24 protein-coding genes are annotated in these 22,896 nt (G+C 73.1%); 18 read left to right on the forward strand and 6 right to left on the reverse strand.

Annotation, left to right across the window (positions count from 1 at the left end; translation table 11 throughout):
* Positions 1-260 precede the first annotated feature (260 nt).
* Positions 261-2,258 (forward strand): putative Ig domain-containing protein, encoded by a 1,998-nt coding sequence (locus OG294_RS09550; protein WP_327066022.1) that lies wholly within the window; start codon positions 261-263, stop codon positions 2,256-2,258.
* A 133-nt stretch (positions 2,259-2,391) separates the two neighbouring features.
* Here OG294_RS09550 and OG294_RS09555 read toward each other — a convergent pair whose 3' ends face one another.
* Complete coding sequence (locus OG294_RS09555; RefSeq protein WP_327066023.1) at positions 2,392-2,658, reverse strand: GlsB/YeaQ/YmgE family stress response membrane protein; 267 nt, start codon at positions 2,656-2,658, stop codon at positions 2,392-2,394.
* Positions 2,659-2,891: 233 nt separating this feature from the next.
* On the opposite strand from OG294_RS09555, the gene OG294_RS09560 reads away from it, so the two are divergent.
* From OG294_RS09560 to OG294_RS09605, 10 genes are all read left to right on the forward strand, one after another.
* On the forward strand, positions 2,892-3,626 hold the full coding sequence (locus OG294_RS09560) for a response regulator transcription factor (protein ID WP_327066024.1): 735 nt from the start codon (positions 2,892-2,894) through the stop codon (positions 3,624-3,626).
* Positions 3,623-5,092: a sensor histidine kinase gene (locus tag OG294_RS09565; protein WP_327066025.1), complete on the forward strand. Its 1,470-nt coding sequence runs from the start codon at positions 3,623-3,625 to the stop codon at positions 5,090-5,092. The genes OG294_RS09560 and OG294_RS09565 overlap by 4 nt, the downstream gene beginning before the upstream one ends.
* 140 nt (positions 5,093-5,232) lie before the next feature.
* Complete coding sequence (locus OG294_RS09570; RefSeq protein ID WP_327066026.1) at positions 5,233-5,646, forward strand: hypothetical protein; 414 nt, start codon at positions 5,233-5,235, stop codon at positions 5,644-5,646.
* A complete protein-coding gene (locus tag OG294_RS09575; protein WP_327066027.1) occupies positions 5,643-5,921 on the forward strand; it encodes a hypothetical protein in 279 nt (92 codons plus the stop codon). Before OG294_RS09570 ends, OG294_RS09575 begins: the two co-directional genes overlap by 4 nt.
* A gap of 417 nt (positions 5,922-6,338) precedes the next feature.
* The gene (locus OG294_RS09580; RefSeq protein WP_327066028.1) at positions 6,339-6,875 is read left to right on the forward strand and encodes a cysteine dioxygenase; all 537 of its coding nucleotides are present in this window, start codon (positions 6,339-6,341) and stop codon (positions 6,873-6,875) included.
* Positions 6,869-7,267, forward strand: a complete 399-nt coding sequence (locus OG294_RS09585) for a rhodanese-like domain-containing protein (RefSeq protein ID WP_327066029.1) — start codon at positions 6,869-6,871, stop codon at positions 7,265-7,267. Before OG294_RS09580 ends, OG294_RS09585 begins: the two co-directional genes overlap by 7 nt.
* Before the next feature lie 223 nt (positions 7,268-7,490).
* Positions 7,491-8,684, forward strand: coding sequence for an ABC transporter ATP-binding protein (locus OG294_RS09590; protein ID WP_327066030.1), 1,194 nt, complete (start codon positions 7,491-7,493; stop codon positions 8,682-8,684).
* Positions 8,674-9,342: an ABC transporter permease gene (locus tag OG294_RS09595; RefSeq protein ID WP_327066031.1), complete on the forward strand. Its 669-nt coding sequence runs from the start codon at positions 8,674-8,676 to the stop codon at positions 9,340-9,342. Before OG294_RS09590 ends, OG294_RS09595 begins: the two co-directional genes overlap by 11 nt.
* The gene (locus OG294_RS09600; RefSeq protein ID WP_327066032.1) at positions 9,309-10,004 is read left to right on the forward strand and encodes an ABC transporter permease; all 696 of its coding nucleotides are present in this window, start codon (positions 9,309-9,311) and stop codon (positions 10,002-10,004) included. The genes OG294_RS09595 and OG294_RS09600 overlap by 34 nt, the downstream gene beginning before the upstream one ends.
* A 43-nt stretch (positions 10,005-10,047) precedes the next feature.
* Positions 10,048-10,962 (forward strand): ABC transporter substrate-binding protein, encoded by a 915-nt coding sequence (locus OG294_RS09605; protein ID WP_327066033.1) that lies wholly within the window; start codon positions 10,048-10,050, stop codon positions 10,960-10,962.
* A 75-nt stretch (positions 10,963-11,037) separates the two neighbouring features.
* Here the strand turns inward: OG294_RS09605 and OG294_RS09610 are convergent, their stop codons facing one another.
* The gene (locus tag OG294_RS09610; RefSeq protein WP_327066034.1) at positions 11,038-11,850 is read right to left on the reverse strand and encodes a transglycosylase SLT domain-containing protein; all 813 of its coding nucleotides are present in this window, start codon (positions 11,848-11,850) and stop codon (positions 11,038-11,040) included.
* Between the two features lie 433 nt (positions 11,851-12,283).
* Between OG294_RS09610 and OG294_RS09615 the strand changes: the two genes are divergently transcribed.
* The 3 genes from OG294_RS09615 (at position 12,284) to OG294_RS09625 (ending at position 16,278) form a co-directional block, all read left to right on the forward strand.
* Positions 12,284-13,105: a class I SAM-dependent methyltransferase gene (locus OG294_RS09615; RefSeq protein ID WP_327066035.1), complete on the forward strand. Its 822-nt coding sequence runs from the start codon at positions 12,284-12,286 to the stop codon at positions 13,103-13,105.
* A gap of 320 nt (positions 13,106-13,425) precedes the next feature.
* Entirely contained in the window at positions 13,426-15,177 is a 1,752-nt protein-coding gene (locus OG294_RS09620; RefSeq protein WP_327066036.1) for a glycosyl hydrolase family 18 protein, read from the forward strand.
* Between the two features lie 123 nt (positions 15,178-15,300).
* Positions 15,301-16,278: an NAD-dependent epimerase/dehydratase family protein gene (locus OG294_RS09625; RefSeq protein ID WP_327066037.1), complete on the forward strand. Its 978-nt coding sequence runs from the start codon at positions 15,301-15,303 to the stop codon at positions 16,276-16,278.
* Between the two features lie 7 nt (positions 16,279-16,285).
* On the opposite strand, the gene OG294_RS09630 is transcribed toward OG294_RS09625, so the two are convergent.
* Positions 16,286-17,713 (reverse strand): FAD-binding oxidoreductase, encoded by a 1,428-nt coding sequence (locus OG294_RS09630; RefSeq protein WP_327066038.1) that lies wholly within the window; start codon positions 17,711-17,713, stop codon positions 16,286-16,288.
* 95 nt (positions 17,714-17,808) lie between these two features.
* Between OG294_RS09630 and OG294_RS09635 the strand changes: the two genes are divergently transcribed.
* A complete protein-coding gene (locus tag OG294_RS09635) occupies positions 17,809-18,222 on the forward strand; it encodes a RidA family protein (protein WP_327066039.1) in 414 nt (137 codons plus the stop codon).
* 41 nt (positions 18,223-18,263) lie between these two features.
* Here OG294_RS09635 and OG294_RS09640 read toward each other — a convergent pair whose 3' ends face one another.
* Entirely contained in the window at positions 18,264-19,496 is a 1,233-nt protein-coding gene (locus tag OG294_RS09640; RefSeq protein ID WP_327066040.1) for an alpha/beta hydrolase family protein, read from the reverse strand.
* A 170-nt stretch (positions 19,497-19,666) separates the two neighbouring features.
* Here OG294_RS09640 and OG294_RS09645 point away from each other — a divergent pair, with 170 nt between their 5' ends.
* Complete coding sequence (locus OG294_RS09645) at positions 19,667-20,584, forward strand: NAD(P)-dependent oxidoreductase (protein ID WP_327066041.1); 918 nt, start codon at positions 19,667-19,669, stop codon at positions 20,582-20,584.
* A 61-nt stretch (positions 20,585-20,645) separates the two neighbouring features.
* Here OG294_RS09645 and OG294_RS09650 read toward each other — a convergent pair whose 3' ends face one another.
* Together OG294_RS09650 and OG294_RS09655 are read right to left on the reverse strand one after the other, a co-directional pair.
* The gene (locus tag OG294_RS09650; RefSeq protein WP_327066042.1) at positions 20,646-21,146 is read right to left on the reverse strand and encodes an NUDIX hydrolase; all 501 of its coding nucleotides are present in this window, start codon (positions 21,144-21,146) and stop codon (positions 20,646-20,648) included.
* A 263-nt stretch (positions 21,147-21,409) separates the two neighbouring features.
* Positions 21,410-21,718: a hypothetical protein gene (locus tag OG294_RS09655; protein ID WP_327066043.1), complete on the reverse strand. Its 309-nt coding sequence runs from the start codon at positions 21,716-21,718 to the stop codon at positions 21,410-21,412.
* 106 nt (positions 21,719-21,824) lie between these two features.
* Here OG294_RS09655 and OG294_RS09660 point away from each other — a divergent pair, with 106 nt between their 5' ends.
* Positions 21,825-22,655: a helix-turn-helix domain-containing protein gene (locus OG294_RS09660; RefSeq protein WP_327066044.1), complete on the forward strand. Its 831-nt coding sequence runs from the start codon at positions 21,825-21,827 to the stop codon at positions 22,653-22,655.
* Positions 22,652-22,864, forward strand: coding sequence for a DUF397 domain-containing protein (locus OG294_RS09665; protein WP_327066045.1), 213 nt, complete (start codon positions 22,652-22,654; stop codon positions 22,862-22,864). The genes OG294_RS09660 and OG294_RS09665 overlap by 4 nt, the downstream gene beginning before the upstream one ends.
* Positions 22,865-22,896 lie beyond the last annotated feature (32 nt).

The following is a 22,896-nucleotide window of genomic DNA, read 5'->3' on the forward strand; positions in this document are numbered from 1 at the left end:
CGGCCCCTTGTTTCGCGCGCTCACTGCCCCACCCACGTGCCCGGTCCGCGGTCGGCGGCCCGGTGCGTCGTCCAGATCAGCGCGTTGCTTCTCCCCTGCGCCGCACACGGCATGCGCCCGTGCGCGGCGTACCCCGGCTCGCGGCCACGAGTCGTGAGCCGTCCGCACGTGCCGAGATCCACCAGCACCGGGCCCGCCCAACCGCCAGTCGCACCCCGGACCGGCCGGGCGACGCCCCGACCCCCACGGAGGGTTCAATCTTGCGCACAAATCCCACGGCCGGTCCACGCCCGCGCAGGCTGCGCGCGCTGACCGCCCTGCTCCCGTCGGCGACCCTGGTCGCCCTGGGCCTGCTCGCGCCCGCCGCCCACGCCGCCGCACCGGCCGGCACGAGCGACAACGTCGCGGTCAAGCGGGCCTGTGCGGCACCGACGCACCCGGGCCAGATGGCCTGTCTCGCCCTGGAACGCACGAACGTCGCCGAGCCGCACGTGATCTCCCCGAACGCGGCCCCCTCCGGCTACGGCCCGACCGACCTGGCCAGCGCCTACAACCTGCCCACCTCGGCCGGCTCCGGCCAGACGGTCGGCATCGTGGACGCCCAGGACGACCCGAACGCCGAGTCGGACCTGGCCACCTACCGCTCCACCTACGGGCTGCCGGCCTGCACCACGGCGAACGGCTGCTTCAAGAAGGTCGACGAGAACGGCGGGACCAGCTACCCGACCGGCGACACCGGTTGGGCCGGTGAGATCTCGCTCGACCTCGACATGGTCAGCGCGGTCTGCCCGAACTGCCACATCGTGCTGGTCGAGGCCACCTCGGCGAACATGAGCGACCTGGGCACCGCGGTCAACCAGGCCGTCGCGCAGGGCGCCAAGTACGTCTCCAACAGCTACGGCGGCTCCGAGGACTCCACCGACACCAGCTCGGACAGCCAGTACTTCAACCACCCGGGCGTGGCCATCACGGTCTCCGCGGGTGACGGCGGCTACGGCGCCGAGTACCCGGCCTCCTCGCAGTACGTGACCGCCGTCGGCGGCACCTCGCTCTCCAAGGCGTCCAACGCCCGCGGCTGGAGCGAGAGCGTGTGGAACACCAGCAGCACCGAGGGCACCGGCTCCGGCTGCTCGGCCTACGACCCGAAGCCCAGCTGGCAGACCGACAGCGGCTGCAGCGAGCGCACCGTCGCCGACGTCTCCGCGGTCGCCGACCCGGCCACCGGCGTCGCGGTCTACCAGACCTACGGCGGCTCGGGCTGGGACGTCTACGGCGGCACCAGCGCCTCCTCGCCGATCATCGCCTCGGTGTACGCGCTGGCCGGCACCCCGGCCGCGAGCACCTACCCGGCGTCGTACCCCTACGCGCACACCAGCGCGCTGAACGACGTGACCAGCGGCAGCAACGGCAGCTGCTCGCCGACCTACCTGTGCACCGCGGGCACCGGCTACGACGGCCCGACCGGCTGGGGCACCCCGAACGGCACCGCCGCCTTCACCTCCGGCGGCAGCACCGGCGGCAACACGGTGAGCGTCACCAACCCGGGCAGCCAGTCCACCGCCACCGGCAGCGCGGCCAGCCTGCAGATCAAGGCCAGTGACAGCGCCTCCGGCCAGACCCTGACCTACTCGGCCAGCGGCCTGCCCACCGGCCTGTCGATCAACTCCAGCACCGGCCTGATCAGCGGCACCGCCAGCACCGCGGGCAGCTACTCGGTGACCGTCACCGTCACCGACTCCACCGGTGCCAGCGGCTCCACCACCTTCGGCTGGACCGTCTCCACCTCCGGTGGCGGCTGCTCGGGCTCCGGCCAGCTGCTCGGCAACCCCGGCTTCGAGACCGGCAGCGCCTCGCCGTGGACCGCCACCGCCGGTGTGATCAACAGCGACACCACCGACGAGCCGGCCCACTCCGGCAACTACGACGCCTGGCTCGACGGCTACGGCGCCTCGCACACCGACACCCTCTCGCAGACGGTGACCGTGCCGACCGGCTGCAAGGCCACCTTCAGCTTCTGGCTGCACATCGACACCGCGAAGACCGGCAAGACCGCGGCCGACAAGCTGACCGTCACGGCGGGCTCCACCACGCTGGCCACCTTCTCCAACCTGAACGCCAACAACGGCTACGTCCAGGAGAGCTACGACCTCTCCGCGTTCGCCGGCAAGAGCGTCACGGTGAAGTTCAGCGGCGTGGAGAACTCCTCCTCCGCGCAGACCAGCTTCGTGATCGACGACACGGCGCTGAACGCCAGCTGATCGAACGCCTCGCCCCGGCGCTGACCGGGTGCTGAACTCCGTGCCGACCCGACCTCGGCACGGCCACCACCACGGCGCAGCGGGGGTGGGCCCACTGGCCCGCCCCCGCTGTCCTTTGCTGTCAACGGTCTGGCTAGCGCCGCGAGTTGCCGAAGAGCAGCCGGTAGATGATCAGCAGCACCAGCGAGCCCGCGATGGCCGAGCCCCAGGTGGCCGGGTCGTAGAAGTGGTGGGCGACCGGCCGGTGCAGGAAGCGCACGGAGAGCCAGCCGCCGACGAACGACCCGGCGATGCCGATCAGCGTGGTGATGATGAGGCCGCCCGGGTCGCGCCCGGGCAGCAGCAGCTTGGCGATGGCCCCGGCCAGCAGGCCCAGCACGATCCAACTGATGACGCCCATGTTCCTCTCCCCCTTTGTCCTCGTACGCGGCAGTCTGCCCACCCAGACGCCGGGACACCCGGCTCCGGTTGCGCCGGGCTTTCCTGAGAGCGCTCTCATGGTGGCCTGCGACCCTGGGCGGTCGCCCGACCCACCGGGCACGGACGACAGCAGGACAGCACGACGCCCGACAGCATGACGCCCGACAGCATGACGCCCGAAGCACGAATGCACGACGCACGAGGAGAGCACCGATGACCGGCGCCCAGCCCCTGGGACGCGTGTTGGTGGTCGACGACGACGACACCATCCGCCGCTCGCTGGAGCGCGGCCTGCGGCTGAGCGGCTTCGCGGTGCGCTCGGCCGAGGGCGGGCTGCCCGCCCTCGCGCTGCTCGCCGCCGAACCGCCGGACGTGCTGGTGCTCGACGTCTCGATGCCGGACCTGAGCGGCACCGAGGTCTGCCGCCGGCTGCGCGAGCACGGCAGCGACATCCCGGTCCTGATGCTCTCGGCCCTGGACGAGCTGGCCGACCGGGTGGCCGGTCTGCAGGCCGGGGCGGACGACTACCTGGTCAAGCCGTTCGCACTGGAGGAGCTGGTGCTGCGGCTGCGCGCGCTGCTGCGCCGCCGCCCGCCGGTGGCCGACGGCGTGCTGCGGGTCGGACCGCTCGCGATCGCCCCGGACACCCGCGAGGTGCACCGCGACGGCGAGCCGGTGCACCTGACCCGCCGCGAGTTCGAACTGCTGGAGCACCTGGCCCGCAACGTCGGCCTGGTCCTCACCCGGGACCAACTGCTGGACCGGGTCTGGGGATACGACTTCGAGGTGCGCACCGACGCGGTCGACACCTTCGTCAGCTATCTGCGCCGCAAGCTGGAGGACGGCGGTCGTCCGCGCCTGATCCACACCGTGCGCGGGGTGGGGTTCGTGCTGCGGGTCCCGGCACCGGGCCACGGGAGCGGCGACGGGACGGGGGCGGTGCGATGAGGCTCGCCACCCGGATCGCGATCTGGGCCGCCGTGCTGCTGCCGCTGCTGGTGCTGGGCACCAGCGCGCTGCTGCTCGGCCTGGTCAGCCACGATCTGCGCAACGAGCAGGACGCGAAGCTGCGCGACCGGGCGCAGCTGGAGCTGCCGTACGTCCGCGCCTACCTCAACGCCGACCACGCGGGCCGCACCAGGGTCGAGCAGAACCAGCACCAGAAGGTCCTGGGGGCCGCGCTGGACGTCGGGATCGAGGTGGCCGACGCGAGCGGCGCCCAGCTGCTCGCCGAGGGCCGGCTGCCCGCCGCCGCGGCCCTGCCGCCCGCCACCACCGACGCGGCGGGTCCGGTGACCGTGCGCGCCGGCGGCCAGGCCTGGCGGGTGCTGGCCCGCCCGGTGACCGGCGCCGACCCGGGCACGCTCTGGGTGGCCGTCCCGGCCTCCGCCACGGCCGCGCAGGTCAGCGCGGTACGGGGCCGGATCGTCCTGGTCACCCTGCTGGCCGCGCCGCTCGCCGGCCTGCTCGCCTACGGGCTGGCCCGGCGCGCCACCGCCCCGCTCAGCCGGCTCGGGCGCCGCGCCGCCGCGCTCGACCCGCAGGCCGGGGCGGCCGGCTTCGACCACCGGCACAGCGGGATCGGCGAGGTGGACGAGCTGGCCGCCGCGCTGGCCGGGGCGCTGGCCCGGTACGACGAGCAGGCGGCCCGCACTGCGGGGGCGCTGGAGACCGCGCGCTCGTTCTCGGCGGCGGCCTCGCACGAGCTGCGGACCCCGCTGATGGGCCTGCAGACCAACCTGGACGTGCTCGCCGCCCACCCCGATCTGCCGCCCGCCGAGCGCGCGGAGATCCTCGCCGACCTGCGCAACGACCACCGCCGGATGCTCGACCTGCTCACCGCGCTGCGCATGCTGGCCCGCGGCGATCTGGTGGAGCAGGAGGCCTTCGGGCCGCTGGACCCGGCCGATCAGATCACCGCAGCAGTGGCCGAACTACGGCGGCGGTGCCCGGAGTTGGAGATCATGACCGACCTGCCGGAGGCGGCCGGTCCGGGCGGCGCCCCGCGGGTGTTCGGCTGGGAGGCCGGACTGCGGATCGTCTGTGACAACCTGCTCGCCAACGCGGCCGTGCACGGGCGGCAGCCCGGCCGCCCCGGGCGGATCGCGGTGGCGCTGCGCCAGGAGGCCGACCAGGTGGTGCTGACCGTGGACGACGCGGGGCCGGGCATCCCGCAGGCCGAGCGCGCCGCCGTCTTCGACCGGTTCCACCGCCGGCGGGACAGCCCGGGCTCCGGCCTCGGGCTGACCCTGGTGGCCCAGCAGGTGGCCCTGCACCGGGGCGCGGTGAGGGTGGCGACGCCGCCGTCCGGGAGCGGCTGCCGCATCGAGGTCCGGCTGCCGCTGCTGGCCTCCCCCGACGCGCCGACGCTGCCGCTGCCGGCCCGCCGGGACTGGATCGGGGCGACCGGCTGACCGGCCGACCAGCTGTCCGGCCGGGAGCCGAGCCGGGGATCCACTCACAAGGAATCCACAAGGAACCCCCCTACCGTCCTGCTCAGCCGGGCCGCCCACGGGCCCGGCGCCACCCGATCCAGGACCTGGAGGACCACGTCATGCTCTCCTACCGCAAGGCCGGAGCCACCCTCGGCGCCCTCGCCCTCGGCGGCACGCTGCTCGCCGCCGCCGTCCCCGCCCAGGCCGCGACCCCGACCCCGAGCACCGCCCCCACCGGCGACGGCGCCAAGGGCATCTGCAAGCGGCTGCCGAAGACCGAGCAGCGGGTGCAGAAGGCCCTGGACCGGCTGAACGGTCCGGCCACCGAGAACGGCTCGGTCGCCCGGCTCCAGCAGCGGGTCGACAACGCCAAGAACGCCGGGCAGACCGCGATCTACACCTACCTCAACGACCGGCTGACCTTCCGCAAGAGCCTGCTGCCGACCCTGACCACCCGGCAGTCCGACCTCCAGTCGGTGGCCACCTGGTGCTCCTCGCAGGGCCTGGCCGCGCCGAGCGGCACCGCCCAGTGATCCGGCCGCCGGCGGCCCGGGCCGGGCGCACCGCCGCGCTCGCGGTGGGCGCGGTGCTCGCCGCACTGACCCTGACCGCCTGCGGCGGCTCCGGCGGCTCCGGCGCGAACGCGGGGCCCGGCACCGGCGCGCAGCCGGCCGCCGCCGCCACACCCGCCGCGACGTCCACCGGCTCCGCCCCGGCCGACCAGCAGCTGAAGGACATGCAGCAGAAGCTCGACGCGGCCGAGAGCGCCGCCTCCGCCGCCGACTCGGATGCCGCACAGAACAACTGACGCCACATCAGCGCCCGGTCCTGACCGACAGGACCGGGCGCTGACGGCTCTGCGCCGCCGTGGGCGGCCGTGCGCTCGGCCGGTCCACCTGTCAGGACCCGCCGCCCGTCGGCTTGACGTCCCGGTGGGCGATCAACCACTATCTCGGGCATGGACCACGGCACCGAGCTCGTCTGCCGCCTGCACGTCGATCTGCGACGCCAGGCGAGCGACATGTGTGCCTGCTGACCTGTTGAGCACGCGCTCCGGCGCGCTCCGCTCCGCCGCACCCCGCCCCGTGACCACCTGCCGGGGTGTGCGGCCCCGCACTCTTCACCGTCATCGGGCCCCTCCCGCTCGTCGGTAGCCGCACGTCACGCGGCTGCGGCTGCGGGTGCCGGCCGCCGCGCGCACCCCGAGCTTCCGTGAGGACTCCCCATGAGTGTCGAACTCGTGAGCACCGATCCGCCGTCCGCCCCGGCGGGCCACCCCACCGACGAGCGCACCCCGCTGAGCCCCGCCGCGCTGAGCCCCGCCGCACTGCGCGCCATCGTCACCGAGCTGGCCGAACGGCCGCAGGAGTGGATCCACAAGGTCCGCCTGTCGGTCGGCGAGCGCTGGTACGAGCGGCTGGCCCTGACCGAGGACCACGAGGTCTGGCTGATCAGCTGGCTGCCCGGCCAGTCCACCGGGTTCCACGACCACGGCGGCTCGCGCGGCGCGTTCACCGTGGCGCTCGGTGAGCTGGAGGAGCTGTCGATCGGCGGTGAGGACGGCGAGTTGCGCACCCGCCGGCTGCCGACCGGCACGGCCCGCGCGTTCGGACCGGAGTTCCTGCACGACGTGCGCAACACCGCGGGCGGCCCGGCTGTCACTCTGCACGCGTACTCTCCACCGTTGAACGAGATGTCGCGTTACGAGTTGCGCGCGAGCGGCCTGCGGCTGACCGCGCGGGAGGGGAAGGAGCAGTGGTGACGACCGTCGACGATCTGGTGGCCAGGGCCCGCGCGGGCGTGCACCGCCCGGGGCCCGAGGAGGCCCACCGCGCCTGGCAGCGCGAGGACGCGCTGCTGGTCGACATCCGCCCGGCCGCGCAGCGGGCCCGCGAGGGACAGGTGCCCGGCGCGCTGGTGATCGAGCGCAATGTGCTGGAGTGGCGGCTCGACCCGGCCGGCAGCCACCGGATCCCGGAGGCGACCGGCTACGACCTGCCGGTGGTGCTGCTCTGCTCCGAGGGCTACGCCTCCTCGCTCGCCGCCGCCTCGCTGCGCGAGCTGGGCCTGCACCGGGCCACCGACCTGGACGGCGGCTTCGTCGCCTGGGCCGCCGCAGGACTACCCACCGTGCCCGGGCCGGACGGAACGTAGCCCATCCGGTCAGAACCTGTGCCACTTCCGTCCCGGATCGGCCGAATCTTGTCGCGATTCTGACATCGCGCCAGGTCCGGTCGGCGTGTCGGATCCGTCACCGATCACCGTTCAGGGTTTCCCTTGGTGCAGTCGGGGGCAGGCAGCCACGGGTGTCCGCCCTGACAACGCCGCACTCGCCCCACCGACGACGGTGCCCCGGCACCCCAGCTAGGAATTCCTTGTGATCAGATTTGACGGCGCCGGCAAGCGCCATCCCGACGGCACCATCGCCGTGGCCGGCCTGGATCTCACCGTGCCCGCCGGGCAGACCACCGTCCTGGTAGGGCCCTCCGGGTGCGGCAAGACGACGATCCTGCGCATGGTCAACCGGATGGTCGAGCCCACCTCGGGCCGGGTCCTGCTGGACGGGACCGACGTCGCCCAGTTGGAGGCCGCCAAACTGCGCCGCGGCATCGGCTACGTGATCCAGCAGGTCGGCCTCTTCCCGCACCGCCGGGTGCTGGACAACATCGCCACCGTGCCGTACCTGCTCGGCTGGGACCGCAAGCGGGCCCGCGCCCGCGCGATGGAGCTGCTCGAACTGGTCGGGCTGGCTCCGGAGACCGCCAAGCGCTATCCGTTCCAGCTCTCCGGCGGCCAGCAGCAGCGGGTCGGGGTGGCCAGGGCACTGGCCGCCGATCCGCCGCTGCTGCTGATGGACGAGCCGTTCAGCGCCGTCGACCCCGTGGTGCGCGCCGGACTGCAGGAGGAACTGCTGCGGCTGCAGGCCGAGCTGAACAAGACCGTGCTCTTCGTCACCCACGACATCGAGGAGGCCGTGCGGCTCGGCGACCAGATCGTGGTGCTGCGCGAACACGGCCTGATCGGGCAGGTCGCCGACCCGGCCACGCTGCTCAGCGCGCCCGCCGACGAGCTGGTGGCCGCCTTCCTCGGCCGCGACCGGGGCCTGCGCTCACTCGGACTGCGCCCGGCGGAGGGCATCACCCTGGTGCCGCACACCCTGCCATTCGAGGGCTGGACGCTGACCGTGGACGCGCATGGCCGGCCCACCGGGTGGCGCCCGGCCGCCCTGGGCGACACCGCCGCCGAAGCGGTGGACGGCCACCGCCAGGTCGCCGTCTACCGGCCGGGCACCGACACCCTGCGCACCGCACTGGACAGCGCCGTGCTCTCCCCCGCCCGCGCGGCCGTGGCGGTGGACCCGGCGGGCCGGGTGCTGGGCCTGGCCCCGCGCGCGGCGGTGCTCGACGCGCTCGACGCGGCGGGCCCGCAGGCGCCCGCGCTCAGCGACCCGGCCCCCACGGCCCTGACCAAGACGCCCGCCACCGGGGCGAGCGGCGCCGAACCGGTGGCGGACGCCACCGGCATAGCCGCCGACCCGGCCAGCAACAGCGGAGCCGGCCATGGACGGTGAGCCCCTGGTCCGCTGGAACTGGATCCGCGACCACCTCGGCTACCTCTGGGACCTGCTGCGCGACCACGCGGTGATCTCGCTGGTCCCCGTGCTGCTCGGCCTGCTGATCGCGCTCCCGCTCGGGCTGCTCTGCACCCGCTTCCCCCGCCTCTACCAGCCACTGGCCGCGGTCTTCAACGTGGTCTACGCGCTGCCCTCACTCGCGGTCTTCGTCGTGCTGATCCCCTACACCGGTCTGGCCACCCAGGCCACCGTGATGATCCCGCTGACCTGCTACGCGCTCGCCGTGCTGCTGCCCACCACGGTGGACGGGCTGCGCGCGGTGCCCGAGCCGGTCCGCCAGGCGGCCACCGCGCTGGGCTACGGCCCCTGGCGACGGCTGGCCGCGGTCGAGCTGCCCGCAGCCGTGCCCTACCTGATGGCGGGCCTGCGGGTCGCGGCGGTCTCCAGCATCTCGCTGGCCAGCGTGGGCGCGCTGGTCGGGCGCGGCGGGCTGGGCTACCTCTTCATCGACGGCTTCCAGCGCACCTTCCCGACCCCGATCGTGGCGGGCATCGTGCTGGTGGCGGCGCTGGCGCTGGCCACCGACGCGGTCCTGCTGCTGGCCCGCCGGCTGCTCGCGCCGTGGGCCGTCCGCGAATCGGCGGTGGGCCGGTGAACTGGGGCGGCTGGCTGTCGACGTTCTTCACCGATCCGGACCGGCTGCACGGCCCGGACTCGATCGTGCACCGGGTCACCGAACACCTGCTGCTGTGCGGCGAGGCGCTCGGTCTCGCCTTCCTGATCGCGGTGCCGCTGGGCCTGCTGCTCGGCTACACCGGCCGGGCGGCGGCGCTGGTGACCGCGCTGACCGGGGCGGCCCGCGCGCTGCCCACCCTGGGCCTGGTCACCCTCTCGGTGCTGGTCGCCGGGGTCGGCGACAGCGCCGTCCTGGTACCGCTGGTGGCACTGGCCGCGCCGGTGCTGCTGGTCGCCGCCTGCGAGGGCGTGCGCGGCACCGACCCCGACCTGCGCGACGCCGCCCGGGGCATCGGCCTCACCCACCCCCAGGTGCTCTGGCAGGTCTGCGTGCCGTGGGCACTGCCCGCACTGCTGGCGGGCCTGCGCACCGCCACCGTCCAGGTGATCGCCACCGCCACGGTGGCCGCCTACGTGGGCCTGGGCGGCCTGGGCCGCTACGTGGTCGACGGACTGGCCACCCAGGACTTCCCGCAGACCCTGGGCGGCGCGCTGCTCGTGGTCCTGCTCGCGGTGGCCGCCCAGCTGTTCTTCGCGGCACTCGGCCGCTGGGCACTGCCCGCCGGGCTGCGACGGCGCTGACCCCGGCTCCGCCCTCTTTCCTGTTCCTGAAAGGACCCTTTCCATGCGTTCGCGTTCGCGTGCCGTCAGCTCCGTCGTCCTGCTCAGCGCCGTCGCGCTGGCTGCCAGCGCCTGCTCCAGCTCCTCGTCCGGCAATCCGCTCGGTGGCGGCTCCAAAGCCGCCGGCGACGGCTCGACCGTCACCGTCGGGTCGGCGAACTACCCGGAGAACGTGCTGCTGGCCTCGATCTACTCGCAGGCGCTGCAGGCCAAGGGCGTCAAGGTGACCGAGAAGTTCAACATCGGCAGCCGCGAGCTGCTCTACGGGCAGATCAAGGACGGCAAGCTGACCGTGCTGCCGGAGTACAACGGCGCGCTGCTCGCCTACCTGGACAGCAAGTCGACCGCCGCCACCGAGGCCGACGTCAATGCCGCGCTGACCAAGGAGCTGCCCGGCAGCCTGGGCATCCTGAACTCCTCGGCCGCCGAGGACAAGGACTCGCTCACGGTCACCCAGGACACCGCCGCCAAGTACAACCTGAAGAGCATCGCGGACCTGACCGCGCAGGCCTCGAACTTCACCGTCGGCGGCATGCCGGAGTTCAAGTCGCGCCGTGAGCAGCAGTTCAAGGACGCCTACGGGCTGACCTTCAAGGACTGGAAGCCGACCGCCGACACCACGGCCAACGCGATCAAGGACGGCACGATCCAGGTCGGCGACGTCTTCACCACCGACCCGAAGCTGCTGCAGCTGGGCCTGGTCTCGCTGACCGACCCGAAGAACGTGTTCGGCGCGCAGAACGTGACCCCGCTGGTCTACAAGGCCGGGGTGAACGACACCGCCGCCGCCGCGCTGAACGCGGTCTCGGCGAAGCTGGACACGGCGACGCTGGTCGCGCTGATGAAGAAGGTCTCCATCGACAAGGACGACCCGGAGGCGGTCGCCAAGGACTGGGTCAAGACCGCCGGGCTGAGCTGAAGCCCATGACGAAGGCGCGGGCCCGGGACGGATCTCTCCGTCCCGGGCCCGCGCCTTCTTCGTCGGACCGGCGGCTCAGTACCAGTGGTGGGACTGCCAGAAGGACCAGGCGGCGTTCGGGCTGCCGTAGCGCTCGTTCATGTAGTTCAGCGTCCACTTGATCTGGGTCACCGGGTTGGTGCGCCAGTCCGAGCCGGCCGAGGCCATCTTGCTCGCGGGCAGCGCCTGGCCCAGGCCGTAGGAGCCGGAGGACGGGTTGGTGGCCTGGAAGTTCCAGCTGCTCTCGTGGCTGACGATGTTGGCGAACGAGGTCCACTGGTTGGCCGGCACCATGCTCTGGGCCAGCGCGCGGATGCCGCTGGGGCTGGTGTCGGTGGCCACCTGGGGCTGCGGGGCGGGAGCCGGGGCGGGCGCGGGCTGCTCGGCGGGCGCGGGGGCCGGGGCGGGCTGCTCGGCCGGGGCCGGCTGCTGCTCGGGCTGCGCGGCGGGCTGCTGCTCGGCCTGCGGCTGCTGCTCCGGCTGCTGCTGCTCCGGCTGGGCGTCGGCGGCCGGGGCGTCGGCCTGCGGCTGCTCGGGGGCGCCGAACGGCTCGGCGGTCAGCAGGGAGCCGCCCTGCGGGGTGTTCGGCTTCAGGTAGGACGCGGCGTCGATCTTGCCGGTGTCGCCACCGGCCGCCAGCGGCGCGACGGCGTCGGGCGCGGCCTTGGTGGAGAGGCTGAGCGAGGCGCCGGCCACCTCGGCGGCCCGGGCGCTCGGCGCCGCGGTGGTGGCGGCGTCGGAGGGGAGCGCGAAGGCCACGGCGGAGGCGGCACAGGTGGCGGCGAGGCCGGCCGAGGCGAGGACCACGGAGGATCGTCGACGCACGGTGGACATCAGGGCGCTGCGCATGCTGGATCTACCTCGTTCGTGTAGCCGGTCCCGGGCGCACGACAGCAGCGCGGCGGCAGGCCGCAGGCTGTTGCGGGCACATCGGAACCGTGGGCACCCCGGTGTCGGTCGGTGCCGTACGGAAGCGCGCCACCGCAGAAGGAACGGCACCGGAACCGATCGGCCCGGTGCGGGCGGCGCGCTTGGCGACTCGTCCAGGTTTAACCCGAGCGCTCCGGGGGGATCAAACCCTGCCACTACGACGGTCGATCGTAGGTCGGTCTGCGAGGTACCGGCGCCGACCAGTGCTGCCAGCGTGCCGGGCCACGATCCCCGGCCGTAGTCCCGATCGGCCTGTGGTTGTTGTCACCAGGCCGGTCACCATGGGTCACCGGTCGGCTGCGCCGCGAAATCGCTTGCCCCGGCGGACGCGGCCCGGCCAGGCTGTCGGCGCATGACACCTTTTCTCGACCCCGAAGTACTCGCCTACTACGAGCGCGGCGCGGAGGCGGGCCGCCTGCACCACGGCCACAACCGCCTGGAGCTGTGGCGCACCCAGGACGTGTTGCGCCGGCTGCTGGCCGGGGCCGCCCCGGGCGGGGAGCCGCTGCGGGTCCTGGACGTGGGCGGGGGCGCCGGCATCCACGCGCAGTGGCTGGCCGCCGACGGGCACCGGGTGACGCTGGTCGACCCGGTCCCGCTCCACGTCGAGCAGGCCGGGCAGCTGCCGGGCGTGGCAGCCGAACTCGGTGACGCCCGGGCGCTGGAGGCCGAGGACGCCTCGGCGGACGCGGTGCTGCTGCTCGGCCCGCTCTACCACCTGCCCGAGCGCGCGGACCGGCTGCGCGCGCTCGCCGAGGCACGCCGGGTGGTGCGCCCCGGTGGCCTGGTGGTGGCCGCGACCATCAACCGCTTCGCCGGCCTGCACGACACCCTGCGCAGCGGCGCGTACTTCGAGCCGGCCAACCGGGCCGTCACCGACGCCTGCGTGGCCGGTGGCGAGTTGCGCCCGGTGGGCGGGCAGAGCCTGTTCACCACCGCCTACTTCCATCAACCGGCGGAGGTTCCGGTGGAGTTCGAGGAGGCCGGGCTGACCGTGCGGGGCCAGTACGGGCTGGAGGGCGCGGCCTGGCTGCTGGGGATCGAGGAGCGGCTCGACGACCCGGAACAGCGCGCGCTGGTACTGGACGCACTGCGGCGGGCCGAATCCGAGCCCTCGCTGCTCGGGATCAGCGGGCATCTGCTGACGGCCGGGACTCGCCGACCGCAGGGATGAGCCGACCGCCGGAACACGCTGACGGCTGGTCAGGCACCGTATGCGCACCGGCCGGATTCCACGGGGGATCCGGCCGCGTGGCGGTCGGCGCTCTTGACAGCACAGTGGTCTAGTCCAACCATAAGGTCTGTCCATCCGACCGGGATGCACTGTGGGGGTGTGACCACCGGCCGGCAGGGACTCGCCCTGCCTTGATCTGCCCACCGCCCCCTACTCGTTCACCGCACCCACTGGCTCGCGGCTGTTGCCCGCAGGCCGGTCGTCGTCATGCGCACCTCGCTCTGTCCCCCACCCTTTCCGTTACGTCTGCTGGAGCACTGATGCGACTTCACAGATCCGTCCAGGCGGTGCTGACCGCCGGAGCCACCCTGGCCGCCTCGGCTGGCCTGATGGCCGGTGTCGGCACCGCCGCCACCGCCGCGCCCGCCGCCACACCGCTGCCGGCGCACGTCTTCGCGCCCTACTTCGAGGCCTACAGCAGCGACAACCCGGCCACCCTGGCCAGCCAGTCGGGCAACAAGTACCTCTCGATGGCGTTCGTCCAGGCCGCCACCAAGGGCTCCTGCACCGCCTACTGGAACGGGGCCACGAGCACCCCGATCGCCGCCTCCACCTACGGCAGCCAGATCAGCTCGATCCAGGCGGCGGGCGGCGACGTGATCCCGTCCTTCGGCGGCTACGCGGCCGACGACGGCGGCACCGAGATCGCCGACAGCTGCACCGACGTCAACCAGATCGCGGCGCAGTACGAGTCGGTCATCACCACCTACAACGTCAACCGGATCGACCTCGACACCGAGGACAACTCGCTGACCAACACCGCCGGCATCGACCGCCGCAACAAGGCGGTCAAGCTGGTCGAGGACTGGGCGGCGGCGAACGGGCGCAACGTCCAGTTCTCCTACACCCTGCCGACCACCACCAGCGGGCTGGCGGACAGCGGGCTGGCCGTGCTGCGCAACGCGGTGAGCAACGGCGCCCGGATCGACGTCGTCAACATCATGACGTTCGACTACTACGACGGCGCCAGCCACGAGATGGGCACCGACGCGGAGAACGCCGCCAGCGGCCTCTACAGCCAGCTGGCGAGCCTGTACCCGAGCAAGACGCCCGCCCAGCTGTGGAGTTCGATCGGCATCACGATGATGCCGGGCATCGACGACTTCGGCGCGGGCGAGACCACCACCGTCGCGGACATGGCCAACGTGCAGAGCTGGGCCACCGCGAAGGGCGTCAACACCCTGTCGTTCTGGGCGCTGGAGCGCGACAACGGCGGCTGCGTGGGCACGGCCGGCTCGGACACCTGCTCCGGCATCGCGCAGAACACCTGGGACTTCAGTCACGCCGGTGAGCCCTTCACCTCCGGCGGCGGCGTGGTGACCAACGACTTCTCGCTCGCCGCCTCCCCGGCGAGCGGCTCGGTGCAGCCGGGCTCCTCGACCAGTGCCACCGTCAGCACGGCGGTCACCTCGGGCAGCGCGCAGAGCGTGGCCCTGACCGTCTCCGGCGCCCCCGCTGGCGTCACCGCCACCCTCAGCCCGGCCAGCGTCACCGCCGGCGGCAGCTCCACGCTGAACATCAGCACCACCGCCGCCACCGCGCCCGGCAGCTACCCGCTGACCATCACCGGCACCGCCGCCTCCGGCAGCCACACCGCCGGCTACACCCTGACCGTCACCGGTGCCACCACCAGCGGCCTGGCCAACGGCGGCTTCGAGAGCGGCAGCCCGAGCCCGTGGACCTGCCAGTCGGGCAGCGCCGTGGTCAGCACCCCGGTCCACTCCGGCAGCCACGCGCTGCAGGTGACCCCGAGCGCGAGCCAGACCGGCGAGTGCGACCAGAGCGTCACCCTGCTGCCCAACCACGCCTACACGCTGACCGGTTGGGTGCAGGGCTCGTACGCCTACATCGGCGTCAGCGGCGGCGCCACCGGCTCCACCTGGACCAACAGCAGCGGCTGGACCCAGCTGAGCGTGCCGTTCACCACCGACGCCACCGGCAAGGTCACCGTGTACGTGCACGGCTGGTACGGCCAGGCCAACGTGTACGCGGACGACTTCGCGGTCAGCTGACCGCTCTCTCCCGCCGACCTTCGTGGCCCCACCCCGCCGTCCTCCGGCGGGGTGGGGCCATCGGCGTCGATACGGCATGATCGGGACCACCCGGCCCCTCTCCCACGGACACCAGGAGTCGCCATGCGCAAGGTCCTGATCACCGGTGCGACCGGCACCGTCGGCCGTCCGCTGGCCCGCCTGCTGGTCGAGCGCGGCGATCAGGTGCGGGCGCTGGTACGGGATCCGGCGCGGGCCGCACCGCTGCTGCCCGAGGGGGTGACGGCGGTGGCGGGTGACCTCACCGACGCGGCCTCGCTGCGGGCGGCCGTCGCCGGGTGCGACACCGTCTTCCACACCGCCGGGCTGGCCGAGCAGTGGCTGCGGGACAAGGGCGGGTTCCACCGGGTCAACGTGACCGGGACCGAGCAACTGGTGGCGGCCGCCCTGGCCGAGGGCGTCGAGTGCTTCGTCCACACCAGCACCATGGACGTCTTCGAGCGCCCGCGCGACCGGGCCGTGGCCTTCGACGAGACGGTGCTCGCCGCCGAGCCGCTGGGCACCGCGTACGAGCGCTCCAAGCAGGAGGCCGACCGGCTGGTGACCGCCGCGGTGACCGAGCGCGGGCTGCCCGCCCGGATCACCCACCCGGCGGCGGTCTTCGGCCCCGGCCCGGCCCGCCCGGCCGCGCTCAACCGGATGCTGGTCGACCTGGCCCGGGGCCGGGTGCCGATGCTGCCGCCGGGCGGCATGGCGGTGGTCTTCAACGAGGACCTGGCCCGCGGGCACCTGCTGGCCGCCGAGGCGCCGATCGGCTCGCGCTACCTGTTCAGCGACCGGTTCCTGGAGCTGCCGGCCATCGCCGAGCTGGTGAAGTCGGTGCGCCCCTCGGCCCGGGTGCCGATGACGATGGGCGCCCCGGTCGCCTGGGCGTACACGGCGATCGGCGAGCTGACCGCGAAGTTCACCGGCACCGCGCCGCAGATCTCCTTCGGCGAGCTGCACTTCCTCACCTCGGAGGTCAACCCGGACGCGCGGCTGGCCCGGCACGCGCTGGGCTGGGAGGTGACCGACCTGGCGGCGGCGGTGGAGCTGACACTGCGGCACTACAAGGCGATGTGACGGCCCGTCAGTCCGCTGTCGACGCTTCGAGCAGCTTGCCCGGGTTCATGATCCCCTGCGGGTCGAGCGCATCCTTCACCGTGCGCAGCAGGGCGAGTTCGACCGGCGAGCGGGTGGCGGCCAGCGCCTCCCGCTTGAGCACGCCGATGCCGTGCTCGGCGCTCACGCTGCCGTCGAACTCGCCGACCAGACGGTGGACGACTGCCGAACTCCCCTCCCCCGACAGCACGTTGAAGTGCACGTTGCCGTCGCCGACATGCCCGAAGGCGTTCACCACCGCCCCCGGGCAGGCTGCCGCCACCGCCCGCTCGGCGGTTTCGATGAACGCGCCGATCGCACCCAGCGGCACGCTCACATCGTGCTTGACCGCGCCACCCGCCCGCTTCTCGGCCTCCGGCAGCGCCTCGCGCAGCGCCCAGAGCGCACGGGCCTGGGCCGCATCCAGCGCCGGGACGGCATCCACGGCCAGGCCGTGCTCGATCGCCTCGGCCAGCAGTCCCTCCAGGGCGGCGGTCAGCGCGGCACCGTCCCGGGTGGCGGTGGCCTCGACCAGCACGTACTGCGGGTGCGGGCGGTCGAACGGGTCCTTGGCACCCGGCACTTGGGCGAGCACCAGGCCGAGTCCGGTGCGGCTGAACAGCTCCAGCGCGCTCAGCCGCTCCTCCAGCAACTCGCGGGCGAGCGCGAGCAGTCCGGGCAGCACGTCGAGTCCGGGCAGCGCGAGCAGGGCCACCGCGCGGTGCCGGGGCCGGGGGAACAGCCGCAGGGTGGCGGCGGTGACCACGCCGAGCGTGCCCTCGGAGCCGATCAGCAGCTGCTTGAGGTCGTAGCCCGTGTTGTCCTTGCGCAGGGTGCGCAGCCCGTGCCAGATCCGGCCGTCCGGCAGCACCGCCTCCAGGCCCAGCACCAGCTCCCGGGTCATCCCGTAGCGCAGCACGTTGCTGCCGCCCGCGTTGGTGGCCACCACGCCGCCGATCCGGCAGCTGCCCTCGGAGGCGAGGCGCAGCGGGAAGAGCAGGCCGGCCTCGGCGGCAGCCCGCTGCACGTCGGCCACCACGCAGCCGGCCTCGGCGGTGAGTGCGAAGTCGGGCACGTCGACGCTGCGGATCCGGTTCAACTCGCGCACGCTCAGCACCACCTGGGTGCCCTCGCCGAGCGGGATCGCGCCGCCGACCAGACCGGTGCCGCCGGCGAACGGCACCACCGGCACGCGGTGGCGGGCGCAGACCGAGACGGCCGCGGCCACCTCGGCCGTACTGCGCGGACGCAGCACGGCGGCGGGGTGGGCGGGCAGCAGGCCGCGCTCGTCGCGCACGAAGCCGGCCGCCGCGTCGCCCGGCGCCAGCACCCGGTCGGCGCCCAGCGCGCGGCGCAGCTCGGCGAGCGCGGGGGCGAGCGCGGCGGGGGCGGGGTCGGGGGTGGCGGGCGGCGTCACAGGGCAACGGTAGCCGGGCACTGCCCTCCCGCACGTGTTTCCGTTAGCGTGGCCGGGCTTGATCGATTTCTCGCCCGAGGAGAACGGGGTTCCGCATGTCCGACAACGTCCACGTGCTCGCACCCGCCGGGGTCGCCCCCGGCAACGGCTACAGCCAGGTGGCCTGGGGCACCGGCCGGCTGATCACCGTCGCCGGACAGATCGCCCTGGACGAGCACGGCGAGCTGGTCGGCGTCGGCGACCCGGCCGCCCAGGCCGAGCAGGTCTTCGAGAACATCCGCCGCTGTCTGGTCGCGGCCGGGGCCGGCTTCGACGACGTGCTCAAGCTGACCTTCTTCCTCACCGACCTCGCCCACCTGCCCGCGATCCGCGCGGCCAGGGACGCCGTGTTCGACGCCGAGCGGCTGCCGACCTGCAGCGCGCTGGTGGTGGCGGCGCTGGTCCGGCCCGAGTTCCTGTTCGAGATCGAGGCACTGGCGGTCGTGCCCGCGACGGCCGGGCAGGGTTGAACACGCTCGGGGAGTGGCGCGGCGCGCCACTCCCCGGCGGCTCACGGGAGGAACTTCACCTCGGGGAAGGCGCGGGAGGGGCCGTCGAGCAGGTGCCCCCGGCGCTCCCGCAGGTACCGGTCGAAGAACGCCCGCGGGTACGCCTGCTGGATCCGCACCGCCCGGGCCGGATCGATGGTGCCGATCGCGTCCTGAACCTGCGCCTCGGTCATCCCGAGCACCTTCGCCAGCTGCGGGATCAGCGCCGCGTCGTCGCCGTACGACGCGTGGATCGCGCCCTCGGCCTGGATGTTGAGCCGCCAGCCCCGCAGGTGCGACCAGAACGCGGCGGCGGCGGGATCCTGGGCGCGGGTGAACACCGCGGTCATCATCAGGAACGGCCGGTCCAGGTCGGTGGTGATGGTCGGCTGCATCGGGCCGTCCAGGCTCAGCCCGGCCCGGACGCGCTGGTCCGCCAGCATGGTGAGGGCGGTCGCCGTCCCGCCCTTCGACCAGCCGAAGACGCCGATGCGGTCCAGGTCGAGAGCGCCGGACAGGCCGGCGGGCAACGGACGGTCCTCGGCATCCGGATTGCGCCCGGCGGCGAGGTCCTCGACGCGGTCCAGGACGAACCGCAGGTCCGTGGCGAAGTCCTTGGGACCGGGCATGTACGCCGGGTCCTGGACCGGGGTGACCACCCGGCCGTCGGGGAACTCGCTGAACGAGTCGTACGAGTGGTCCACCGTGACCACCACGTACCCGTGGCTGGCGAGTTCCTGGACGATGGTGGTGTGGTCGCTGCGGTGGCTGTGCGCGCCGTGCGAGAAGACGACGATCGGCAGCCGCCGGTCGCCACGCCGCACCGGAGCGCCCTCGTGGCCGGCCGTGAGCGGCGCCAGGGCGGGGTCGATGTCGTAGCCACCGGAGACGAGGAACGCGCGCAGGGCGCCCGTGGTCATCCAGGGCGCCGCCGGGTACCCCTCGACGTCCCGGGCGGGGTACCAGACGCTGGCCATCAGCTCGCGGAAGTGCCCCGGGCCGGCCACCTGGTCCGGCCGTGAGCTGTCGACGAGGTGCAGCGCCACCGTGCCCACCGGGTGCGGCCCGGTCGGCGTGGGGAGGGTGAACTGCGCCGGGCCGGGAGCCGCGGCGGCGGTCGCCTGAGCCGCCCACGCGGGTGCGGCGGCGACGAGCGGAACGGCGGCGCCGACGGCGACTGCGGCGCGAAGTATGTGACGGCGCGTCATCGTGATGGGTGCCTGCTGATGGTCCGTCTGGTGCCGGTTCGTATCCATGAGTCGAACGCTGTCACGCGTCGCATGCGAACACATCCGACCACGGGCTGACCCGCGGCCTGCGTAGTGGCCCACAGATGTACGCCCCGGGGTGACGACCCCCTGCCGACCCGGAAGGATGCGAGACTGTCGGATACGTAGAGTCACCACCAGAGACAAGGAGACACCTCGTGAGCGTCGAAGCGAAGGCCGGGTCGGCTGCAGTCGGACTGGATGTCGGATTCATCGGGCTGGGCGGGATGGGACGGGAGATGGCCGCCCACCTGGTCAAGGCCGGCCACCGGGTGCGGGTGTGGAACCGCTCCCCCGCGCCGGTGACGGCACTGGTCGAGCTGGGCGCCGAGGCGGCGGCGACGCCGGCCGAGGCGATGGCGGCCGACGTGGTCGTCTCGATGCTCGCGGACGACGCGGTGGTGACGGAGCTGCTGCTCGACGAACAGCTGCTGGCAGCGGCGGGCGCGAGCGTGCACGTCAACATGGCCACCGTCTCGCCGGAGCTGGCCCGGCGCGCCGCCGAGCTGCACCAACGGCACGGGATCGGCTACGTCGCCGCGCCGGTGCTGGGCCGCACCGACGTGGCCGCCGCGGGAAACCTCAGCATCCTGGCGGCAGGCGAGAGTTCGCTGGTCGACCGGGTGGCACCACTGTTCGAGGCGATGGGGCGTCAGACCTACCGGCTCGGCGAGCGGCCGGAGTTGGCGAACATCGCGAAGATCAGCGTCAACTTCATGCTGATCTCGGCCATCGAGGCACTGTCGGAGGCGACAGCGCTGGCCGAGGCCAACGGCTTGGCGGCGGACCAGTTGGTGGAGCTGCTCTCGGGCACGCTCTTCCCTGGCCCGGTGTACGCGGGCTACGGCTCGATGATCGCCGAACGGCGGTACGACCCGGCGGCGTTCCGGCTCGTGCTCGGCCTCAAGGACGTGGGCCTGGCGCTGAACGCGGGCGCCGCCGCCAAGGTGCCGATGCCGATCGCGAGCGTGCTGCGCGACGCCCTGATCGAGAGCATCGCGCACGGCGACGGCGAGCGGGATCTGGCCGCCCTCGGCGAGACGGCCAGGCGTCGGGGTGGCGCTGGGCAGGGCTGAGAGCGCGGGGCGGGGCCGAGGGGGCGGCGGTCGGGCCTGGGGTGGCGGCCCGAGGCCGAGGTCAGGCCAGGGCGCCGTTGGTGAGGAGGACGGCCGAGGCGGCGTCCGCGAGCCAGGAGGCCGCCTCGGTGATCCGCCGCACGTGGTAGTCCGCGCAGACCGTGGGCAGGTGCTCGACCCTGACCCAGTGGATCGCACGCAGGTCCGGGCCCGCCTCCGCACGGGGGCGGGCCATGGCGGCCTGCGCGGCGGTGAGTTCACGGGCGAAGACGAAGTTGTAGCCCTCGCACACGCCGGACTCGGGCTTGGCGCGCGCGTAGTCGACGGTCGCCAGGTCGGCCCCGCCGAACGGCAGCGCGAGCCCGAGTTGGGCCCTGACCAGGCGTTGCACGGTCGCCCGGGGCTCCTCGTCCGACCGGCTGTGGCCGCCGGGCAGATTGAGGCAGGGACGGTGGGCCAACTCCAGGAGCAGCACGGAGCGGTCGTCGGGATGGAGCAGCACGGCCTGGCCGGCGATCCGGCGGCGGGGCGGGGTGGTGAAGTGAGTCCGGTCCCAGGACAACGGGGCCTCCTTGCGGGTGGTGCGGGTGGTGCGGGCTAACTGCGGAGAACTTCGTTCGGGCTAGGTGCACTTGGTGTGCTGGAGGCCGTGCCGACGGCGAAGCACGCGGGCGTCGACAGCGCCGCTCGGGTCACCGTTGGCCGTGTCGGCGCGCTCCTTGTGGACGAGGCGCGCGCACTCCTGGCAGCCGGGGACGGGAGCGGGGAGGGGAGGGGGTTGGGGTGAGATCGGGGGCGTGGGGAGCATGGACGGCGCGAGGTCGATCATGCCGTCGGCTCCGGGCCGGAGTTGGGCGCGACGGGAAGCGGCGGCACCTCCGGCAGCCGGACATCGGCGGCGCAGCGGGGCGCGTTGCGCTGGACGACGGGCGCCAGATCCGGTGCGTCGAGCACGGGTTCGAGCCGATCGGGGTCGGTGTCCCATTCGCAGCCTCCCCCATTCGGGCGAAGGTAGGCGCGGCCACCCAAGGTGTCCATGTAGATGCCCTGTCTGCCGTGGTTGGCCAAGTCGGCTACCAGTTGGCCGACTTGGGGACGGTAGACAGTGGTGGGGGATGCCGGGTACGCGGGCATGGCCACTCCTTTCCGTAATCGATCCACTACCGAGAGCGCCCACTGTCCCGTACGCTCGGGAACTGTTCAACTTGCCCATGGGCTAAGTGGAGTCCGAGGAGTGCCCGTGAACCGGAAGAAGCTTGATCCCCAGTCATCCCCCCGAGCCGCTTTCGGACACCAGCTCCGCACCTCGCGGGAGGCGCGCGGCTGGTCGCAGACCCAACTGGGCGGGCGCATCGGCTACTCGGACACCTACATCTCCGCGCTGGAAACGGCCCGTAAATCCCCCACCCTGAAGTTCGCAAAGTCGGCGGACTCGGCCCTGGGAACGGGTCAGACCCTTGAGTTGATGGTGCGGGGGATCAAGAACTCCGCACTGCTGGAGGGCTTCCCGGAGCACGCGGCACAGGAGGCGCGGGCGGCGGAGATCAGGATCTTCGAGCCGAACCGGATTCCCGGCCTACTCCAGACCCCGGACTATGCCTCAGCCCTGGAGGCGGCGGCCGTCCAGCGCGGCGGCGCCAGCCAGGACCAGGCCGACGAACGGCGGCGGTTCCTCGCGACACGCCAGCGACTGCTACGCCGAGCCGCACCGCCGCTTGTCCACGCAATCATGGACGAGAGCTGCCTCCACCGCACCATCGGGGGTGCAAAGACGATGGGTGCCCAACTCGATCACCTGATCGACATGGCTGCACGCCCTCAAGTGATCATCCAGATCGCACCCTTCAGCATGGCAGAGCATGTTCCGTTCACCGCGTTCATGACCCTCTTGACCTTTCCGGACCGATCCGTCGTGGGCTACACCGAGTCAGCCGAACAAGGCCAGGTCGTGAGGCAGGATGAAACTATCCGGGCGTGGGAGAGGGCCTACCATCAGTTGCAAGTGGAAGCGCTCACACAGGCCGCCTCTGTAGCTCTGATCCGTAAGGCCCGAAAGGAACTTCATCCATGACCGACTCCGTAGACCTGACCGGTGCCGCCTGGTTCAAGTCGTCCCACAGCGGCAACGGAGGCTCCTGCGTAGAGGTGGCTCCCGACTTCCCCGGACTCGTCCCCGTCCGTGACTCAAAGAACCCCCACGAGCCCGCCCTCCTCTTCCCCGCCACCGCCTTCGCCGCCTTCATCACCGGCGTCAAGGCCGGCCAGTTCACTTCTGTCTGACCGCACATCAGCCGGGCCGGCCTGACCTCCTC

It is taken from the genome of Kitasatospora sp. NBC_01302, from assembly GCF_035976515.1.
Taxonomy (GTDB): Bacteria; Actinomycetota; Actinomycetes; order Streptomycetales; family Streptomycetaceae; genus Kitasatospora.

Coding starts and splice junctions, on each gene's coding strand:
- OG294_RS09620 (WP_327066036.1), top strand. CDS start 13,426: ATGCGACTTCACAGATCCGTCCAGGCGGTGCTGACCGCCGGAGCCACC.
- OG294_RS09605 (WP_327066033.1), top strand. CDS start 10,048: ATGCGTTCGCGTTCGCGTGCCGTCAGCTCCGTCGTCCTGCTCAGCGCC.
- OG294_RS09560 (WP_327066024.1), top strand. CDS start 2,892: ATGACCGGCGCCCAGCCCCTGGGACGCGTGTTGGTGGTCGACGACGAC.
- OG294_RS09555 (WP_327066023.1), bottom strand. CDS start 2,658: ATGGGCGTCATCAGTTGGATCGTGCTGGGCCTGCTGGCCGGGGCCATC.
- OG294_RS09565 (WP_327066025.1), top strand. CDS start 3,623: ATGAGGCTCGCCACCCGGATCGCGATCTGGGCCGCCGTGCTGCTGCCG.
- OG294_RS09655 (WP_327066043.1), bottom strand. CDS start 21,718: ATGCCCGCGTACCCGGCATCCCCCACCACTGTCTACCGTCCCCAAGTC.
- OG294_RS09615 (WP_327066035.1), top strand. CDS start 12,284: ATGACACCTTTTCTCGACCCCGAAGTACTCGCCTACTACGAGCGCGGC.
- OG294_RS09580 (WP_327066028.1), top strand. CDS start 6,339: ATGAGTGTCGAACTCGTGAGCACCGATCCGCCGTCCGCCCCGGCGGGC.
- OG294_RS09635 (WP_327066039.1), top strand. CDS start 17,809: ATGTCCGACAACGTCCACGTGCTCGCACCCGCCGGGGTCGCCCCCGGC.
- OG294_RS09665 (WP_327066045.1), top strand. CDS start 22,652: ATGACCGACTCCGTAGACCTGACCGGTGCCGCCTGGTTCAAGTCGTCC.
- OG294_RS09640 (WP_327066040.1), bottom strand. CDS start 19,496: ATGGATACGAACCGGCACCAGACGGACCATCAGCAGGCACCCATCACG.
- OG294_RS09570 (WP_327066026.1), top strand. CDS start 5,233: ATGCTCTCCTACCGCAAGGCCGGAGCCACCCTCGGCGCCCTCGCCCTC.
- OG294_RS09595 (WP_327066031.1), top strand. CDS start 8,674: ATGGACGGTGAGCCCCTGGTCCGCTGGAACTGGATCCGCGACCACCTC.
- OG294_RS09610 (WP_327066034.1), bottom strand. CDS start 11,850: ATGCGCAGCGCCCTGATGTCCACCGTGCGTCGACGATCCTCCGTGGTC.
- OG294_RS09625 (WP_327066037.1), top strand. CDS start 15,301: ATGCGCAAGGTCCTGATCACCGGTGCGACCGGCACCGTCGGCCGTCCG.